Origin of the sequence: Flavobacterium plantiphilum, assembly GCF_046000495.1 — a bacterium.
GTDB lineage: Bacteria > Bacteroidota > Bacteroidia > Flavobacteriales > Flavobacteriaceae > Flavobacterium > Flavobacterium plantiphilum.
Genome location: NZ_JBELQA010000006.1, coordinates 243156 through 263280, shown reverse-complemented (window position 1 = coordinate 263280; position 20125 = coordinate 243156). Strand labels below are relative to the sequence as shown.

Sequence of the window (20125 nt, the reverse complement as noted above, 5' to 3'; positions counted from 1 at the left end):
TTTTAAAAAAATAACAATAAATCCATTTTTGACGTATTCCTTAAGGTATATAGAACGTGGTGTAAAATACAAATTTTGGTTAGTTTGTAATTAGTTTGATTAGTGTGTAGTAAGGTTGCTGGGTGGTTTTCAGCAACCTTTAATCAAATTTTTATAACTTACTTGAATATAAAATAATTACTATGCGAATTAAAATTCTGTCGTTGTTTTTTCTGTTGCTTTCAATGAATGCTGTAAATGCGCAGGGATTACCTGTTCCAAAGAATATAGGAACACAACATCCGCGCGTTTTTGGGAAAGATATGTCTTTGAATCAGCTAAAAGAACTGGTACTAAAAGAAGATTGGGCTGCAGCCATTATTACAAAAACTCAAAATAATATTGCACCCTATATTGACCATTATAAAACAGATAAAACCTGGTTAGTTTCCCGATTGCAGATGTATTGGAAAACCAAATCAACACAGGTTTACATCAATGGAGGGAAATACGACCATGCTGATGGAGAAGCTCCGGTTCCTACTGTAAAGTTTATTGGCGGACGTGGTACACCATCCAGTTATAAAACCCCAAAATTAGAAGATGTTAAGCCTTATATGGATGATCCGAGAGGTTTGTATCTTCAAAATAGTACTACTAATGTTTGGGAATGGGGACCAATAGCTGCTACAAGTGGTATTACAAATGCTATTAACAGACAAATTTTAAGTATTGCCAGAGATGCTGCATTTCTGTATTGGTACACCGGAAAGGAAGAATATGCAAATTTAGCATACGATGTTCTGGATACATATTTAAAAGGGGTTTACTATTTGAATGAACCTATTGATTTAAGTCATGGCCACCATCAAACTTTGGTAAGCTACATTCAGTTTGAAGTTATTCAGGATCATATTTTAAATGAAATAACACAATGTTATGATTTCTTACATGATTTCATTCGTGATAAAAATCCGGAAAGTTTAGCGATTTATAATGCTACTTTGCAAAAATGGGCCGACTTACAAATTAAAAACGGAGTAAGTTTTAACAATTGGAATTTGTTAGAAGCAGCTCATATTTCGCATATTGCTTTGGTTTTAGAAAATAATTCGGCATACAAAAACGGAAAAGGAGCCCAATATTACCTGGATCAAATCATGAATCAAACTTCAACCAGACAATGGTCTATGAATAAATTAATGGATTATGGTTATGATAAAAAAACCGGAGTTTGGAACGAAAGCCCGGGATATTCGATGAATGTTTTGAGCGATTTCATTTCGTTTGCTGAGTTTTACGACCGTAATTTTGATATCGATTTGTTAAAAGAAATGCCAATATTAAAACAAGCCGTAAAGTCAAGTGCGCAATACCTGTATCCAAATAAATATATGGTTTCTTTTGGTGACGGTCATTATAACAAACTGCGCAAAGAACCTATTGTTTACCTGATTGAAAATGCTCAGAAATATGGTAAAAAAGACGATGAGGAGTATTTTACCAAAATGTATCAAACGATTTATAGCGATGAAGCAAGAGAAGGAAAGTTTATTGGGAAAACTATTCAGGATCTTTTTGCTGAAAAACCACTACAATTTGATACTAAAATAAAAGCGGCTCGACTCACTGATTTTACAACACCCTTATTTCATGTACCTCATGCAAGTTGGCTGGTACAACGTCAGGGCGAAGGCGATTCGGCTTTAATGATTAGTCAAATAGGTTCCTTAGGAAATCACATGCATTCTAACGGAATTGCGATGGAATTATATGGAAAAGGTTTACCATTAGCTCCTGAAATGGGTCATGGGTCCAGCTATTTTTCGATTGAATATGCCGAATATTACACTCAGTTTCCAGCACACAATACCGTAATTGTAAATGGAAAATCCAAATATCCTGAGATGAAAAGTAATCACGCTTTTAGCTTAAATGCAGCTTATCCTAAAAGTGGGGTTACTTCAGGAATAGCTTCTGGAATTACTTTTTCTGATGTTTCTTTTTTAGAGCCTGAAACTTATAGTGATCAACGCAGAGTTATTGGAATTGTAAAAGATAATGAAGAAGAGGGTTATTATATTGATATTTTTCGTTCCAATCAGAAAGACGGTAATAACATAAAGAATGAATACTTCTTCCATAATCTGGGACAAAATTTAGAATTAACAGCAACAAATGGGACTCCATTAGATTTAAAACCTACTACAAAATTGGCTTTTGGTGATGGTGATTTGATGGCTTACGATTATATGTGGGACAAAAAATCAATGGAAACTACACAGGATTTTAAAGGGAGATTCAATTTAAAACTTCAGGACAAAACAGTAAATATGAACCTTTGGGTTCAAGGGCAGGAAGACCGGGAGGTATTCTCAGTGCTTTCGCCAAAATCCACTGCCTTGTCTCATGGTCTATTGCCGGATGACATCAATAAGAATCCGATACCTACATTGGTAGTGAGACAAAATGGTGAAGCCTGGAACCGACCCTTTGTTGCTGTTTACGAACCGGCTTTAAATAATGAAACGAATATTCAATCAGTGGATTATTTTGGAAACAATGAGTTTGTTGGAGTTCATGTGAATAATAAATCGGGAAGAGAAGATTTTATTTTTTCGAATACAACTACCGATAAAAAAATGAATTTTAATTCATTTTCAGTTACAGGAACTTATGGAATAATCAGTAAAAAAGTGGATGGTTTTACACTCTTTTTAGGTAATGGAATAAACATTTCCAATGGGAATTATACGCTTGATTTGGGTAATGAAGTTGCCTCAGCCGTATTTAAAAGCGAAAATGGAACAATGTATTTCAGTACTGAAAAGACATCGGTTTTGACAGTTTCAGTAGAAGGAAAAATAAAAAAAGGAATTCTAACAGATGCAGCCGGAACAAAGTATACAGGGATGTATAACAAAAATGAAAATACGTTAAGTTTTAAACTACCTGTATTGACTTATCAGATAATAAAAATTGAAATTAATTAAAGAATAAATTAAAGAACGTGAAAAAAATAATAGCAATAACATTTGTTTTGGTGTTGAGTTTGAAAATGTCAGCTCAGGATTTAGTAGTTTATAATCCGTCTCAGGATATTATAAACACGATGCATAATAAGGATTTTTCAGTAAAGGTTAGAAAACCGGGAGGCGATTGGAAAGAGTTGTTTGAGTATAATGTAAAAGTAGATCAGATAATTGGAACCGGACATTCAGTACAAAATGCCTCTATGGCTTCTTTTGATTTTTCAGGAACTGTTGAAGTAGCGGTTACTTCTAATAAAGGTAATATTAATACAGCCAGAGTAAGACCTTTATCTAAAGAAATAAAAATTCAAATAAATAAGAATACGCTATATTTTACTTTAACAAATCCTGCGAATCTATCGGTAGAAATCAATGATGATATTTTTCATAATCTGCATTTATTTGCTAACCCAATTGAAAAAAATCTACCTAATCCTAAAGATAAAAATGTAATTTATTTTGGTCCCGGAATTCATGAAATTCCGAATCAAATCTTAAAAGTACCTTCTAATAAAACCCTTTATTTGGCAGGAGGTGCTGTAGTAAAAGGGCAAATACTTATTGACAATGTTCAAAATGTGAAAGTTTGCGGCAGAGGAATAGTTGATCAGGAAGTCAGACTGGGCATTAAAATAGCATTTTCTAAAAACATCACTGTTCAGGATATTTTCGCTTCACAATGCTTAACAGGCGAATCGGATCAGGTAACTATTCAAAATGTAAAAACAATCAGTTTTTTTGGTTGGGGCGACGGGATGAATGTGATGGCTGCTAATAATGTTTTGTTTGATGGGGTTTTCATTCGTTCTTCTGACGATTGTACAACGGTATATGGTACTCGTAAAGAGTTTAAAGGAGGAGCTAAAAATATAACCATGAAAAATGCTACCCTTTGGGCTGATGTTGGACACCCTATTTTAATTGGGACACATGGTAATAGTGAAAAGCCGGATGTATTAGAAAATCTAAAATATCAAAATATTGATATTTTAGATCATAAAGAAAAACAACTCGATTATCAGGGTTGTTTGAGTATTAATGTTGGAGATAATAATCTGGCTAAAAATGTGCTTTTTGAGAATATCAGAGTAGAAGATTTCAGAGAAGGACAATTGCTTAATTTGAGAGTGTTTTATAATGCGAAGTATTGTACAGCACCCGGTTTAGGAATAGAAAATGTAGTCTTTCGCAATATTGAATACAAGGGAAAGAATGCAAATACTTCAATAATTGCCGGTTATAACGAAAACAGAAAAATAAAAAGTATCAGTTTTGAAAACTTAAAAATAAACGGTCTTTTAATTTCTGATGATATGATAGGGAAACCCAAATGGTATAAGACTTCTGATATGGCCAACATTTTTGTAGGAGAACATGTTGAAGGAATAACTTTTAAAATGAATTAAGTAAATATTATGAGATATAAGTATTTCAAAAGAGCACTTTTTGCAGCAGGCTTTTTTCAGTTGATAACTTTAACGGCCTGTACAAAAACGAATAAACATGAAGAAATTAATATTGAAATAAAAAATACATTGGGGTTTAGCCGTTATGAAATTATTAGCCTGCAACGTAATAAATTGCAACCTCTTTTAGATAAAAACGACCCAAAAAACATTCGTATCAAGGAGCAGGGAGCTGATCAATATTTAGTCACACAATGGGTTGATAATGATGGGGACGGAAAAGGAGATGAGTTGCTTTTTCAGGCCAATGTAGCGGCCAATGCAACGGCAAAATATGTAATTATGCTGGATACAATTCAGGTTGCTGAGCCAAAGGCGAAAACCTACTCCCGTTTTGTTCCGGAACGTATTGATGATTACGCCTGGGAAAATAATAAAGTGGCATTCAGAGCTTATGGTCCTTTCGCACAACAATTAGTTGAAGAAGGTAAAGAAGGTGGAACACTTTCCAGTGGTATCGACTTATGGTTAAAAAAAGTGGACTATTCCATAATTGACAGTTGGTATAAAAAAAATGTAGCCAATCCGGGATATTATCATATTGAGCATGGTGAAGGTTATGACCCTTACCATGTAGGTGCCAGTCGTGGTACTGGTGGTACAGGACTTTGGGAAAAAGATAGTTTACAGGTATCTAAAAATTATGTGAACTATAAAACCATTGCCACAGGACCTTTGAGAACTGTTTTTGAATTGACTTATGCGCCGTGGAGTAGTTACGGTGTTCAGGAAGTAAAACGAATCTCATTGGATTTAGATTCTAATTTTTCAAAATTTGAAATTAGTTATCGTTCAAATAAAATGATTCCCAATTATACAGTAGGGATTACACTTCATGATAAAAAAGGAGAAGTGAATATCAACAAACCCAAGGGATGGTTTCGTCATTGGGAACAAATAGATAGTGCATTTGTTGGTGAAGGTATTGTCTTAAGTCCAAAATTAATTGATACTGCTTTTGTTCATGATTCCAAAACAGCTGATCAAAGTAATTTGTTAATTCTAACCAATCCGAAGGACAAAATAACTTATTATGCTGGTTTTGCCTGGACGGGAAGTAAACAGATTAGAGATGTTATGGACTGGGATGAAATGCTTGATAAACAGGCAAAAATTATAGCCAATCCTTTAGAGGTTAAGGTAATAAAATAAGGAAGGAATTCGTAAGAAATTAAGAGAATGATTTTTACAAATAAATATACATATATATTAGTGTTAGGCTTGTTTTTTGGTGCCTGTACATCGGTTAAAAAAACGGAATTGCAGGAACAGAAAGGTAATTACATTTCTCAAGTTTGGCAATCTGATAGGGGTGATGGTACTTACACCAATCCAATTTTGTATGCCGATTATTCCGATCCGGATGTAATTCGGGTAGGGAAGGATTATTATATGACAGCCAGTAGTTTTAACTGTGTTCCTGGTTTGCCTATTTTACATTCTAAGGATTTGGTGAATTGGCAGATTGTCAATTATGCTTTGGAAAAACAAATTCCCGAAGCTGTTTTTAATATTCCACAACACAGTAAAGGAGTTTGGGCTCCTGCAATTCGGTTTCATAAAGGAGAATTTTATATTTACTGGGGCGATCCTGATTTTGGTGTTTATATGGTTAAAACCAAAAACATTTATGGTAAATGGTCAGTACCAGTTTTAGTAATGGAAGGAAAAGGAATCATCGATCCCTGTCCGCTGTGGGATGGTGAAAATACTTATTTAGTTCACGCCTGGGCAGGTAGTCGTGCCGGAATTAATAGTGTATTGACTATAAATAAAATGAATGCTGAAGGAACAAAAGTACTTGATGAAGGTCAAAATGTTTTTGATGGACATGATAAACACCATACCATGGAAGGTCCAAAACTGTATAAAAAAGACGGCTATTATTATATTTTTGCTCCGGCAGGAGGTGTAGAAAATGGCTGGCAGGTAGTGATGCGATCTAAAAATATTTACGGGCCTTATGAAGATAAAATTGTATTAGAACAAGGAAGTACTATAATAAATGGTCCCCATCAGGGTGCTTGGGTAACGACTCCTGATGATGCTTCCTGGTTTATCCATTTTCAGGATCAGGGTGTTTACGGACGTGTGTTGCATTTACAACCGATGCAATGGAAAGACAATTGGCCTTTAATTGGAAAAGATTTTGATGGGAACGGAGTTGGAGAACCGATACTCTCTGGGGTGAAACCAGTAAATGGCAATAGTTTACCAATTATGCATCCTGTTGAAAGTGATGAATTTGAGAATGGAAAACCGGGCTTGCAATGGCAATGGTATGCTAATTCATCTGTAAAGTGGAGTGCACAAATTCCGGGTTCTGATTATCTACGGTTATTTGCCATAAGTCAGAAAGAAGAACCCAATCTTTGGAATGTATCTAATCTATTATTACAAAAATTACCGGCTCCTAATTTTACGGCAACAACCAAAGTGAAATTGACTACCGAATGGGATACTCCAGATAAAAAGGCAGGCATGTTGTTGATGGGGAAATCCTATGCTTATGCTGCAATTGCTTATCATGATGAGAAATATTGGGTGCAACAAACTAGTTGTATCAATGCTAATGAAGGGACATTGGAAAAACTAATTGAAGAAAAACCTTTAAATTCAAATGAAGTGCATTTGCGTATGAAAATCAAAGCTCCTAATGCAGCCTGTAAGTTTAGTTATAGTGAAAACGGAATCGATTTTTTTGAAATTGGACAAGAAGCGATAGCCGAAAAAGATTTATGGATTTCTGCCAAAATTGGAGTTTTTGCCATAAGTCAACCAAATGTACGAATGGGAGGGTATGCCGATTTCGACTGGTTTAGAATAACTAAATAAAATTGATGTAATGAAAATAAAAAGAATTGATGTTTTATGTGTTTTGTTGTTTTTTTCTGCTTTGATTACTGTTCAGGCAAAGAATAAAATTAAAGAAATTGAAACTCTTGAAGCTTTGGTAAAGCTTGCGTCTAAAAATGGACAACAAATTCGTATGAAACCGGGAGTCTATGATTTAGCCAATTTTTTGAACAGTGAACGGATTACTAAATTATTAACAGAGCTACCTGCACAAACAGAGCAACAAAAGCGTCAGCCTCGCTGGTTTTTAAGATTTAGTGGAAACAATAATACATTTGACTTTACAGGAGTGACAATAGAAATTGATACTAAATTATACAAAGAATTGCCTTATGGTTATATGCGCTGCCTTTTCATTGATGGGAACGGTAATACATTAAAAGGATTGACAATAAAAAATACCGGATCTCCTGATATAGGCAGTAACGGTAATATACTCTCTGTTTTTGGTAACAATACGGTATTAGAAGACGTTATGTTGTATGTGAGTGGTTCTTCCTACGGTTATGGTGATTTGTTTGGAAAAGGAGGCCCAGTGCTGACTACACTTAAAAAACAAAGCGGTATAATGGTTGCCGGTCAAAACAATATTTTAAGGCGATGTAAAGTATTTAGCCGTGCATTTGGACACTGTTTTTACATTCAAACCCAAGGTCATGATACACGAGATATTGTATTGGAGGATTGTTATGCTGAGGGGGCAATGCGAACCACAGATGATATTTTAGCTGAAAGAGGTGGTCTTGCAGAAAAGCTAAATTATCGCAGTGTATATGAAAACCGTGATGGATATTATATAATAAGTCCTGGATATACAAAATCATTGAGCGAGGATGGTTTTCGTACCTATGGAGGGGTTGGTAAAGTGACACTTCGTAATTGTATTGCAAAAAACACGCGTTCCGGTTTTGAAATTGGTGGTACTAACGATGCTGTAAATCGTACAGAACTTCAAGGATGTCAGGCCATTGGGACAGAACGTGGTTTTTTACTGGGATCAAATGTACTTGTGCGAAATTGCAGGGGTGATATTCAATACGGACCACTGCTATATCTTCGTGAAAATACCTTAGGCACTGATGTCGAATTAGAACTGATACCCTCTATGCCCAAATCATTAGTACATACAATTGCAACTATTGCAGGTAAAAATCACCGTATAAGGCTTTATACTAACGAATCAAAGATAAATACACCAGCCTTACCTATTATGCTGGGATTTGGAATGCCGGCTCATGCAGAAATGAGTTCTGCCATTCGACCTATGGAAGCTGAAAATATCATGTTGATTAATGAATTAGAAAATAAATTGATTATTAAAAGCGATGAAGCGAAAAACCTTGATATAAAATCAATATCTCCAGAGTTGAAAAATAGTGAGGTTAAAATGATGAGTGGAAGAGGTAAATGGTAAGTGGATATTAATATTGAATGGGTTATTAATTCAATTTTGGTCAAGTTAGTGTCAATTTTGCTGTTGAGCCTTCTGGGACAACTAAAGAACCTATGAATTTTAGCCAAAACAGAATTTTATCAAAAGTGAATCCAAGCTAAGAATAGATGGCTATACCAATTTTGACTGATTTATAGAACAAGGAAATAAAAATACAAAAATGAAAGCAAACAAATTTTATCATTTATTGGGGCTACTCCTGTGTGCATTAACTATTCAGGCGCAGTCTATTATTGATGAAACGGTTCAAAAACTGAATTCACCAAACGGTGCTTACGAATTTGCTTTTTATCAAAGGCTGAATAATGTGGGAGAGAAACAAATGTATTATTCGCTTTCTTTCAAAGGGAAAAAGGTTGTAGAAGAATCAGAGCTTGGGGTGTTGATTGAAAATCAGACTTTCGAGTCGGCATTGGGTATTCCAAATGACAGTTGTAAAGTATGGGGTGAAAATCTAAATTTTACAGGAATTCAACGCAATCAGGTAAATGATAGTTGGAAACCCGTTTACGGTGAAAATTCGACAATAAGCAATAATTATAATGAAATGACCATCGCTTTTCGAAAAGGAGATTTGGATAATCAAAAATTAACAGATGGTTACGATAAGAACAAAAGCTACTTTATGAATGTAGTGGTTCGTGCCTACAATGAAGGTGTAGCTGTTCGATACCATTTTCCAGAGCCTTCAAACGGTTTATTTCTGCATATTGTAGGAGAACAAACCCAGTTTACAATGCCAGAAGGCACTTTGGCGTATTACGAGCCTTGGGCACAAGGTCCCTATTCTCTATTGCCTCTTACAGATTGGAAAGGGCAAAGTGAACGTCCTTTAACTATGAAACTGACAAACGGCTTGTCAGTAGCCATTGCTGAGGCGCAAATGACCGATTATGCCCGAATGAAATTCAGTTTAAATGTAACAAAACCAAATACCTTACAGGCTTCATTATACAGCAGCGTGGATGTAATTCCTGCATACAGTACACCTTGGCGTGTGATTATGGCTGCAGATAAGGATATCGATTTAATCAAAAACAACACAATCATTTTGAATCTTAATCCTGAAAATCAAATTAAGGATGCTTCCTGGATTAAACCAGGGAAAGTGATTCGTGTGGCTAAGCTGACTCAGGAAGATGCTAAAAAGTGTGTTGATTTTGCTGCCGAAAGAGGTTTACAATACATCCACTTGGATGCGGGATGGTACGGGCCTGAAATGAAAATGAGTTCCGATGCAACTACAGTTTCCGAAACCAAAGATTTTAATATGCCTGAATTGACAGCTTATGCTGCTTCAAAAGGAATAGGACTTTGGGTGTATGTCAATCAGCGTGCCTTAATTCAGCAATTGGATTCGATTTTGCCATTATATAAGAAATGGGGATTGAAAGGAATTAAATTTGGATTTGTGCAGGTAGGCAATCAGCGTTGGTCAACTTGGATGCATGAAGCGGTAAAAAAATGTGCAGAATACGGTTTAATGGTGGATATACATGACGAATACCGTCCTACCGGTTTTAGTCGTACGTATCCTAATTTAATGACTCAGGAAGGAATTCGTGGCAACGAAGAAATGCCCGATGCCGATCATAATACCATTTTGCCTTTTACACGTTTCTTAGCAGGACCGGCTGATTATACGATTGCCTATTATAACCAGCGAATAAAAAATACGCACGCCCACCAATTGGCATTAGCAGCGGTGTATTATAGTCCGATTCAATTTATGTATTGGTACGACCAGCCTTCAGCATATCAGGGAGAGCCGGAGATTGAGTTTTTTGATCGAGTAAAAGCGGTTTGGGATGAAACTAAAGTGCTGAATGGAGAAATAGGAAAAAACATTAGTGTAGCCAGAAGAAGTGGAAATGAATGGTTTGTAGGTGCAATTACGAATGCTGAGGCACGTAAAATAACTATTCCAACAGATTTTCTTGTAAAAGGAAGAAAATATGTAGTGAAATCATTTCAGGACGATGACAAAGTAGCAACGCGTACCAAAGTGGCTGTATCAGAACAAAAGATTAAAGGAGGAGAAGTTTTGAATTTTGATGTTAAAGCTTCCGGTGGTGTAGCTTTAATTATTACTGAAGTTGTCAAAAAGTAAATTTATTAAAGGTGAAAAAAGACACTATCCCAAAAAGTGTGTAAGTTGAAAAGTCAAGGCTTCAATTTTAATAATCGGAGCTTTTTTTCAAATATAAGAGTAAATAGGTTAAAATAATATCCCATTTGAATAGGCATTGACCGTTTTTTGTTGCTTCTCTTAATGCCAAAAATAGGCTTTGCAATAAATCCCCTATCTATAAGATGTTGGTACCAGCATATAAAAAGAAAAGCAGTTAAGCAGTAAAGTTTAGCTGCTTTTTTTATGATGGTGTGGGGTGATTGGATAAATGGCTGTATTTGCGGGCTTTTATAGAGCATAAGGGCGATAATTTATACTGATTGCATTATAATTTATCGCTTAAAATAATTTTTCTAGCTAACATTGGGGTAGTCTTTATTTTAAAAATAATGTCTAGATAATGTCAATAATTTTTACCTAAATATGAACATAAAAAAAGAAATTATAGGATCTCTTTTTGCAACTTTACTATTGGTGAGTTGTGGAACTATTATAAATTACAAATCAGATAAAGGATTTGATGTTGAGCAACAATTAACTTATTGTGTCAAACAATCTTCAGATGCTTTGAAATTAATACCCCATGATGGCTCATCTATTCTCAGGAATATTGCTCCGGATAGTAAACAATGGAAATATGTGGATTTTACAGACTGGACCAGTGGTTTCTGGTCAGGAGAACTATGGTATTTATACGAAGCTACAGGGGATCAAAAATGGGAAACAGCTGCGGATAAATTTACCGCTTATTTGAAACCGCTTTCAGTTACTCCGGCACTAGATCACGACTTAGGTTTTCAGGTATTTAACAGTTACGGGAATGGGTATCGTTTAACTAAAAATCCGGAATATAAATCTGTTGTATTAAAAACAGCCGATACTCTGGCAACACTTTTTAATCCCAAAGTAGGAACCATTTTGTCCTGGCCAAGAGAAGTACCTAATATGGAATGGCCCCAGCATAATACGATTATGGATAATATGATCAATTTGGAATTATTGTTCTGGGCTTCTAAAAATGGAGGAAGTAAAAAGTTATACGATATGGCGGTAAGTCACGCCACCGTAACAATGAACAATCATTTCCGACCGGATTATACCTCGTATCATGTAGTGATTTACGACAAAGAAACTGGTAAAAAAATAAAAGCGGTTACCCATCAAGGCTATAGCGACAGTAGTATGTGGGCACGTGGTCAGTCCTGGGCAATTTATGGTTATACTATGGTTTACAGAGAAACGAAAGATCCTAAATTTTTGGATTTTGCACATAAAGTGACTCGAGTGTATTTAGACCGATTGCCAAAAGATTTGATTCCTTATTGGGATTTTGATGATCCAACAATTCCTAAGGCTCCTCGAGATGCTTCCGCAGCTGCAGTAGTAGCTTCAGCACTTTTAGAATTATCAACCTATACAAAGGATGCTGTTTTAGCCAAAGAATATTTTGATAAAGCAGAAGCTATGTTGAAAGAACTGTCAGAGCATTATCTAAGTAGAGATAAAAATACTGCGTTATTGTTACATTCTACAGGACATAAACCGGCTGGTTCCGAAATCGATTATTCGATTATTTACGCCGATTATTATTATGTAGAAGCCTTATTGAGATATAAAAAAATGAAAGCAGGTAATGCCCCTTTATTGACATATAGTTTTGACTAAGAAAAATTAAATTATAACCAATCCAAAAAATAAAAATTAAAAATGAACAATAAAAAAATAATATACTGGTCTATAGTTGTAGCCTTAGCCGGTTTTCTATTTGGTTTTGATACCGTAGTGATTTCAGGTGCCGATAAGCAATTGCAACAATTATGGAATTCTTCCGATTTGTATCACGGTTTGGTGGTGATGTCATCAGCACTTTGGGGAACAGTAATAGGTGCTATTTTTGGTGCTATACCTACAAACGCTTTAGGTAGAAAGAAAACTTTAATTTTGATAGGAGTTTTATTTTTCCTTTCCGCAGTAGGTACCGCTTTGGCTAATGATTCCATCATTTTTTCAATTTTCAGATTCTTGGGAGGATTAGGAATTGGAGCTTCCACCATTGCAGCGCCAACCTATGTTTCGGAAATTGCCCCTGCAAAAGACAGAGGGAAATTGGTAGCCTTGTACCAATTTAATATTGTTTTTGGCATTCTGATTGCTTTTTTATCCAATTATTTGTTGCAGGATATAGGAGAGAATTCCTGGCGTTGGATGTTAGGAGTACAATCGGCTCCGGCTTTAATTTATACTTTATTAGTTTTTGGAATTCCTGAAAGTCCACGTTGGATTTATCAATATAAAAAAGATAAGGAAAAAGCGGTTGAAATATTGCGTATGGTCAATACAGATGATGAAGTAGCTGAAGAGATAAAAGCCATGGAGCATGAAAAGCAACATGAAGTATTGGATGAATCCATTTTTATGAAAAAATACAGAAAGCCATTAATGCTGGCTTTCTTTATAGCCTTATTTAATCAATTTTCAGGTATTAATGCTTTCCTGTATTATGCGCCACGTATCTTTGAATTGGCTGGTTTGGAAAAATCAGCTTCTTTTTTCAGTAGTATCGGAATTGGAATTGTTAATTTGATTTTTACCTTAATTGGTATTTCCTTGATTGATAAGTATGGTAGAAAAACATTAATGTATTTAGGATCTGTTGGTTATATAGTGTCTTTAGGATTAGTAACACTGGCTTTTTATTTCGAGTGGAAAGGAATGGCAGTTCCAGTATTTTTCTTTTTATTCATTGCTTCTCATGCAGTAGGCCAGGGTTCTGTAATTTGGGTATTTATTTCTGAATTATTCCCAAATAAATTAAGAGCAGCCGGAACTTCTTTTGGTACCTCAGTTCACTGGGTTTTGGCTGCTTTAATCCCTTCTTTTATTCCTTTTTTGTTCAAAGAAATTGGTTCTACAACAGTGTTTGCTATTTTTTGTCTGATGATGGTTTGGCAATTACTTTGGGTATTCTTTAAAATGCCGGAAACTAAAGGGAAAACTTTAGAGGAATTGTCAGAAAGTCTGGCAACAAAATAATTTTTAACTAACAACTAACAACTAATAAATAAAACAAAAAATGACAAATTTATTTAGCCTGGAAGGTAAAACAGCAATGGTTACCGGAGGAATACATGGATTAGGAATGGCAATGGCAGAAGGTTTAGCCAGAGCAGGAGCAGAACTAATTATTACCAATAATGTACAGGAGCCTTTAGAAATGGCTATAGAACAATATAAGAAAGCAGGATATAAAGCTACAGGTTATGTGTTTGATGTTACCGCTGAGGTAGACGCTGAAAAGAAAGTAGCAGAAATTGAAGCCAATCATAGTAAAATTGATATTTTGGTTAACAATGCTGGAATTATCATGCGTGTTTTAGCTATCGATATGCCTGTTTCTGATTTCAGAAAAGTGATTGATGTAGATTTGGTCGGACCATTTATCATGTCAAAATTAGTAGCCAAAGGAATGATTGCACGCCAATCGGGTAAGATTATTAATATTTGTTCGATGATGAGTGAATTAGGTCGTGACAATGTGAGTGCTTATGCTTCTGCCAAAGGAGGATTGAAAATGTTGACCCGCAGTTTAGCAACGGAATGGGCGAAATATAATGTTCAGGTTAATGCAATTGGTCCGGGTTATTTTGCTACTTCTCAAACAGCTCCAATTCGTGTGGATGGTCATCCCTTCAATGATTTTATTATCGGCAGAACGCCTGCAGGTCGTTGGGGAGATCCGGAAGATTTAGCCGGAACAGCAGTTTTCCTTGCTTCAGATGCCAGTAATTTTGTTAACGGTCAGGTGATTTATGTTGATGGTGGTATTTTAGCTACTATCGGGAAACCTTCTAATGAATAGAATGTTTTTTAGAATTTAAATTATAAAGATGATTTTCACTATATCTAAGATGATTGATAAAAAGTAATTTTCGAAAAAATATAAGTGATAATGAAAAACAATACTAGGGTTTGACTAAAGTAAAAGTCAAACCCGTTATTTTTTAAACTTACACACTTTTGGGATAGTGTCAATTGCAAGTTCTTTATAGGATAAAAATTGAATTTTGTTATGCTAATACCATTCCTCCATCCATTATGATATTCGCACCAGTTATAAACTTTGAAGCATCGCTACTTATATAAGATACCATTTTTGCCACATCTGACGCAGTTCCCATTTGTTTCAACGGAACTTTTTGTTCTACTACAATATCCATAATTGATTTTACGGCTGTTTCATCTAGTCCCACTTTTTTCATTACTTCTGTTTCTGTTGGATCAGGACTAACCGAATTAACTCTGATTTTTCTTGGCGCTAATTCTAAAGCAGCTGATTTCATAATCGAATTTAATGCTGTTTTACTAGAGGAGTAAATAGATGAACCAGGTCCAGGCATACTTGCTGTATTGGAAGAAAGAAAGACAACTGATGCGCCGTCTTTTAATATCGGAATAAAGCGACTTAATGTAAAAAAAGCGCCTTTAAAGTTGATGTCAATAATGTTGTCAAATAACTCTTCCGTTGCTTGCTCAATTGATCCTAACCCTGCAATTCCAGCATTGATAAAAAGAATGTCAACTGTTCCAAAATCGTTTTTTACTTTTAGTACCAGATTTTCAATGTCTGAAATACGAGACTGATCAGCAACAATAGCATAAACTCCCAATTCCGTAGCAACTTTTTCTATAGCTTCTTTTCTTCTCCCGGTAATAATAACGGTTGCTCCTTGTTCTTTTAATTGTTTGGCTGTTGCATAACCAATACCGCTGTTTCCACCCGTTATAATCACAACTTTATTTTTTAAATTATCCATCTTTATGTCTTTTAAATTAACTCTACAAATTTAAAAATGAAACACTATTACTTTTTTAATGGTATCATGGAGTATACTGAAAATTTGAATAGTCAATAAATTGTTCTTTTATATATTGCATGCCTTTAGTACCTTTATGAAAGGTTATACCTGTAAATAAAAAGGTTATGGAAAGAAATCAACAAGAAGAAGTTCGCGCACTTCAGGACACTATATACGTTTTAGGTGGTAAATGGAAGTTACCAATCATTAATTCAATTTGTAATGGGAATACAAGATTTAAAGAAATTCAAAAGAGTATTCCTGGTATTACCTCCAGAATGCTTTCCAAAGAATTAAAAAACATGGAAATTAATAATCTGGTTAAAAGAACTGAAGATCATGATGCAGAAATTACAATTATATATGAGTCTACTGACTATTGTAAATCTTTTGGTCCCATTATTGTCGAAATGATAAAATGGGGAATATCTCACCGAAAACACATTAAAGATAGAAAGCTAAGTATATAACATTAATCGTATTTGGGAATAATTTCCCTTAATTTTGAATACAATAACTTGAATAAAAATGCATTTGGATATGCAAATAAAAACAACACATTAAGTTAAAATGCTTTTTTGTAATTAATTTTAGTGAATAGTTATAAAAAAGGAGCTAAATCAATTGATTTAGCTCCTTTTTTGTAGTGACCATGGAGGGATTTGAACCCTCACGCCCTTGCGAGCACCACCCCCTCAAGATGGCGAGTCTACCGTTTCTCCACATGGCCTAAAAGTAAAAAAGGTTAAGTAATAATTACTTAACCTTTTGTGACCCGACTGGGGCTCGAACCCAGGACCCCATCATTAAAAGTGATGTGCTCTACCAACTGAGCTATCGAGTCATTGCATCAGAGAACGTTTGTTTTTCAAGTGAATCACTTAATTTGTGACCCGACTGGGGCTCGAACCCAGGACCCCATCATTAAAAGTGATGTGCTCTACCAACTGAGCTATCGAGTCTTGCATCGTTCCCTGATTGCGGGTGCAAATATAAGGCGTTTTTTTTATTATTTCCAAGCTATTTTATTATAAATTTGTCTTTTTTTAATAATAAATTTTAACACCTTAGTTTATAGGGTTTTATTCTATGAAGAAAATTATACTACTAGGTTACATGGGTTGTGGAAAGTCAACTGTTGCCAGAGAATTATCAAAAAAGCTGGAAATTCCTTTTGTTGATTTAGATGAATTTATCGAAAAAAAGCTGGGATTAAGCATAAAATCGATTTTTGCCGAAAAAGGAGAAATCTATTTTAGGAAATTAGAACACGAATGTTTTGTGGAATTATTGAATTTTACAGAGCCTATTGTAATTGGACTAGGTGGAGGAACACCTTGTTATGCTAATAATCATGAATTACTTAAAAGGGATGATGTATTGTCGGTCTATTTAAAAGCTTCTATAGATACTTTAGTTGGCAGGTTATCATTGAATAAAAACAATAGACCTCTTATTGCCAATAAAAATGATGAAGAGATGAAAGAGTTTATTGCTACTCATTTATTTGAAAGAAGCTACTATTACAATCAGGCGCAATATAAAATTGTTGTAGATGAACAAACTATTGCGCAGACTGTAGAAGAAATTTTGGCAATTTTAACTTAACCAGGCACAGCTGTTGTCATCATGGTCAAATTCTACCTGTACATGCTCTAACAAGGATGTAGAAAGTGAAATCCCTTTAAAATCGGCTTTTACAGGATATTTTTTATGATTACGGTCAACTAAGACCGCTGTCTTGAATTTTTTTAATGGCACATCCAGAAAATGTTTTACAGCATAAATTAAGGTTGTGCCTGAATTCAATACATCATCTACAACAATTAATCCTTTATTAGCGTATTCTTCAGCCGGTACAGAAGTCTTAATGGCAACAGCAGGATTTTGTTTGTCTACATGAACTTCACATAGAATAATCTTTAAATCAGAAATAGTTTTTAATTCTTCGGCAATTTTTTGTGCAAATACATAACCGTTAGTTGCTATTCCGGCAAGGACTACTTCGTCTTCATCAATAAAAGTTTCATAGATTTGGTAGGCAATTCGTTTGGTTTTATGTTTGATTTCCTGATTTGTCAGAATGATATTTTTACTCATGGTTTTGTTTTTGTTTAAAATTTTAGATTATGTAATTGTTTTTTTTAATTACAAATTTTCCTCGTCGTCATCGTGATGAATTTCATTTCCGTAATCATCAATATCTCTTCGGTCTTTTTTAGTAGGTCTACCCGTTCCTGTTTTACGATAATGTTCTTTAGATAATTTTAATAATTCTAAATGCTGGTATACTTCTGCAGGGGTATCATTTCTGCGGTAAATATCAACCAGTTTGGCTCCTACACGATTTTCAGGAATATCTAATACCGTAATGGTTTGCGTAATCTGATCTTTTCTAAATGTAATTTTATCGGTAGGAAATACTTCTTTGGAAGGCTTTGCAACGATACCGTTTACAGTAATATGATTTTTTTTACAGGCTTCCGTAACCATATTTCGGGTTTTATAATATCGGACACACCATAGATATTTATCTATTCGCATAAAATTTCTAAAATCAGAGTTAAATAGTTTACAAAAATAAATCAATATTGTATCTTGCGCACTTAAAATTCAGTTATAATGAACAAATTTAGGTATTATTTTATTTTAATAATTACAACCCTCTCGTTATTTTCATGTTCGAAAGACGATAATACTATTGAAGAAGTGCCCCTTAGAGATTATGGCGAGCAACATGCAAAAGATAATGATAGTATTGAAAAATATTTAAACAATTATTATATAGAAGAAATTACCGATGCGCCGGGAGAACCGCAGGATCAGGATATCAAAATGACTAAAATTCCTGAAGGGGGAACACAGGAATCAATAATGTCACTTTTAAATAGTCCTACTTTTCCAAAATTACTGGAGAAAGAAATTAAGCTACACGATATTACCTATAAATTGTATTATTTAGTTTTAAGAGAAGGAGTTGGAGAAAAACCTACGAATGTAGATGGTGTATTTGCCGATTACAAAGGAACATTATTAGATGGAACTGTGTTTGATCAATCGATGAATCCTCAAGGATTATACAATTTGGATGGTTATACTCAAACAGCAGGAGTACCAGTTATTAGAGGATGGAGTGAGGTTTTTCCGGAATTTAAAACAGGGAATTATGAGGAATCAGGTTTAGGAGACGGAACTTTAGTCTATAAAGATTTTGGAGCAGGAGTGATGTTTTTACCTTCCGGATTAGCATATTATGGTTCAGGAAGCGGTTCTATACCTAGTTATACTCCAATATTGTTTAGCTTTAAATTATATGAGTTGAGACGATACGATCATGATAACGATGGAATTCCTTCTTATCTGGAAGATATTGATGGAGATGGTTATCTGCCTTTATCATCAAGTGCTGATATGAAAGATGATTCTGATGGCGACGGCATTCCTGATTATCTAGATGCTGATGATGATGGTGATGGTTTTTTGACCAGAAGAGAAATCACTGTAAATGGAAAACTGATTCCGTTTGAATCAATTCCTGATTGTAGCGGAAATACAACAAACCCAGATAGAAAAAAGAAATATTTAGATAAAAATTGTTACTAAATTAATTCTTTAAAAATTATAAAAAATCCCGTCTTGTTCTAAAAAAAAAGGCGGGATTTTTTTTATGTAACTATGTTTTTTTTTAGGGGTAAATTAATTTTGTTTCAGCCAGTTACTGAAATCATTAAAAACCTGAGGAGAAACGCCATGACCAATAGGATATTCATTATAAACGGATTCAATTCCCAGAGTAGTTAAAAAAGATTTTGTTTTTCTGGCCCATTCTACAGGAATCACCTGATCTACGGTACCATGCGCAGCAAATATTTTCAGATTAGAAAAATCATTGTTTTTATAATTTTCTTCAAATATAGGTTCGCTAATGTATCCGCTCAATGCAATGACTTTCTGAACTTTATCAGGATGTGACAATGCAATAGCCTGACTTAAAATAGCGCCCTGGCTAAAGCCTAATAATGTAATTTTATTTGGGTCTATTGGATAAATAGTAACTAATTCTTCAATAAATGTAGCTATTAAATCTCTTGATTTTTTAGCTTGTTCGTGATCTGAAAACTTATTTTCATTGGCATCAAAATTAATGGCATACCAGGCATAGCTTCCGTATTGTAAATCATAGGGAGCACGTGCTGAAATGACATAATATTCTTCCGGAAGTTCAGAAGCAAACGAAAACAAATCGGCTTCATTGCTGCCATAGCCGTGTAATAATAGCAATAAAGGATTTTTTTCTGATTTTATTTTGGGTTCTCTGATGAGGTATTCTAAAGATAGATTCATAATATTAA

The 20125-nt window shown here is 34.6% G+C and carries 16 protein-coding genes and 3 tRNA genes; 12 read left to right on the top strand and 7 right to left on the bottom strand.

The window, feature by feature from the left end; translation table 11 throughout:
* Positions 1-182: 182 nt before the first annotated feature.
* From ABS764_RS12165 to ABS764_RS12125, 9 genes are all read left to right on the top strand, one after another.
* Positions 183-2972 carry a heparinase II/III domain-containing protein gene (locus ABS764_RS12165; protein WP_408082072.1) on the top strand — a complete coding sequence of 930 codons (2790 nt, stop codon included), beginning with the start codon at positions 183-185 and terminating at the stop codon, positions 2970-2972.
* A gap of 17 nt (positions 2973-2989) precedes the next feature.
* Entirely contained in the window at positions 2990-4417 is a 1428-nt protein-coding gene (locus ABS764_RS12160; RefSeq protein WP_408082071.1) for a glycosyl hydrolase family 28 protein, read from the top strand.
* Positions 4418-4426: 9 nt separating this feature from the next.
* Positions 4427-5629: a DUF4861 family protein gene (locus tag ABS764_RS12155; protein ID WP_408082070.1), complete on the top strand. Its 1203-nt coding sequence runs from the start codon at positions 4427-4429 to the stop codon at positions 5627-5629.
* 27 nt (positions 5630-5656) lie between these two features.
* Positions 5657-7312 carry a glycoside hydrolase family 43 protein gene (locus ABS764_RS12150; RefSeq protein ID WP_408082069.1) on the top strand — a complete coding sequence of 552 codons (1656 nt, stop codon included), beginning with the start codon at positions 5657-5659 and terminating at the stop codon, positions 7310-7312.
* Positions 7313-7427: 115 nt separating this feature from the next.
* Positions 7428-8747, top strand: a complete 1320-nt coding sequence (locus ABS764_RS12145; RefSeq protein WP_408082068.1) for a glycoside hydrolase family protein — start codon at positions 7428-7430, stop codon at positions 8745-8747.
* A 199-nt stretch (positions 8748-8946) separates the two neighbouring features.
* Positions 8947-10896, top strand: coding sequence for a glycoside hydrolase family 97 protein (locus ABS764_RS12140; protein WP_408082067.1), 1950 nt, complete (start codon positions 8947-8949; stop codon positions 10894-10896).
* 444 nt (positions 10897-11340) lie between these two features.
* Positions 11341-12582 (top strand): glycoside hydrolase family 88 protein, encoded by a 1242-nt coding sequence (locus ABS764_RS12135; RefSeq protein ID WP_408082066.1) that lies wholly within the window; start codon positions 11341-11343, stop codon positions 12580-12582.
* A gap of 42 nt (positions 12583-12624) precedes the next feature.
* Entirely contained in the window at positions 12625-13950 is a 1326-nt protein-coding gene (locus ABS764_RS12130) for a sugar porter family MFS transporter (RefSeq protein WP_408082065.1), read from the top strand.
* Between the two features lie 40 nt (positions 13951-13990).
* On the top strand, positions 13991-14776 hold the full coding sequence (locus tag ABS764_RS12125) for a gluconate 5-dehydrogenase (RefSeq protein ID WP_408082064.1): 786 nt from the start codon (positions 13991-13993) through the stop codon (positions 14774-14776).
* Between the two features lie 208 nt (positions 14777-14984).
* Here the strand turns inward: ABS764_RS12125 and ABS764_RS12120 are convergent, their stop codons facing one another.
* Positions 14985-15731, bottom strand: coding sequence for an SDR family NAD(P)-dependent oxidoreductase (locus ABS764_RS12120; protein ID WP_408082063.1), 747 nt, complete (start codon positions 15729-15731; stop codon positions 14985-14987).
* Positions 15732-15898: 167 nt separating this feature from the next.
* On the opposite strand from ABS764_RS12120, the gene ABS764_RS12115 reads away from it, so the two are divergent.
* A complete protein-coding gene (locus tag ABS764_RS12115) occupies positions 15899-16243 on the top strand; it encodes a winged helix-turn-helix transcriptional regulator (RefSeq protein ID WP_408082062.1) in 345 nt (114 codons plus the stop codon).
* Between the two features lie 177 nt (positions 16244-16420).
* On the opposite strand, the gene ABS764_RS12110 is transcribed toward ABS764_RS12115, so the two are convergent.
* The 3 genes from ABS764_RS12110 to ABS764_RS12100 all read right to left on the bottom strand — a co-directional run bounded on the left by ABS764_RS12110 (position 16421) and on the right by ABS764_RS12100 (position 16735).
* A tRNA-Leu gene (locus ABS764_RS12110) sits at positions 16421-16503 on the bottom strand.
* Between the two features lie 41 nt (positions 16504-16544).
* Positions 16545-16617 (bottom strand) — tRNA-Lys (locus ABS764_RS12105).
* Positions 16618-16662: 45 nt separating this feature from the next.
* A tRNA-Lys gene (locus tag ABS764_RS12100) sits at positions 16663-16735 on the bottom strand.
* A 127-nt stretch (positions 16736-16862) separates the two neighbouring features.
* On the opposite strand from ABS764_RS12100, the gene ABS764_RS12095 reads away from it, so the two are divergent.
* Positions 16863-17381: a shikimate kinase gene (locus tag ABS764_RS12095; RefSeq protein ID WP_408082061.1), complete on the top strand. Its 519-nt coding sequence runs from the start codon at positions 16863-16865 to the stop codon at positions 17379-17381.
* On the opposite strand, the gene ABS764_RS12090 is transcribed toward ABS764_RS12095, so the two are convergent.
* The gene (locus ABS764_RS12090; RefSeq protein WP_408082060.1) at positions 17373-17873 is read right to left on the bottom strand and encodes a phosphoribosyltransferase family protein; all 501 of its coding nucleotides are present in this window, start codon (positions 17871-17873) and stop codon (positions 17373-17375) included. The two genes, ABS764_RS12095 and ABS764_RS12090, sit on opposite strands and share 9 nt — an antisense overlap.
* Positions 17874-17921: 48 nt before the next feature.
* A complete protein-coding gene (locus ABS764_RS12085; protein WP_408082059.1) occupies positions 17922-18317 on the bottom strand; it encodes an RNA-binding S4 domain-containing protein in 396 nt (131 codons plus the stop codon).
* Between the two features lie 78 nt (positions 18318-18395).
* Here ABS764_RS12085 and ABS764_RS12080 point away from each other — a divergent pair, with 78 nt between their 5' ends.
* Positions 18396-19376 (top strand): FKBP-type peptidyl-prolyl cis-trans isomerase, encoded by a 981-nt coding sequence (locus ABS764_RS12080; RefSeq protein WP_408082058.1) that lies wholly within the window; start codon positions 18396-18398, stop codon positions 19374-19376.
* A 93-nt stretch (positions 19377-19469) separates the two neighbouring features.
* On the opposite strand, the gene ABS764_RS12075 is transcribed toward ABS764_RS12080, so the two are convergent.
* On the bottom strand, positions 19470-20117 hold the full coding sequence (locus ABS764_RS12075) for an alpha/beta hydrolase (RefSeq protein ID WP_408082057.1): 648 nt from the start codon (positions 20115-20117) through the stop codon (positions 19470-19472).
* Between the last annotated feature and the right edge of the window lie 8 nt (positions 20118-20125).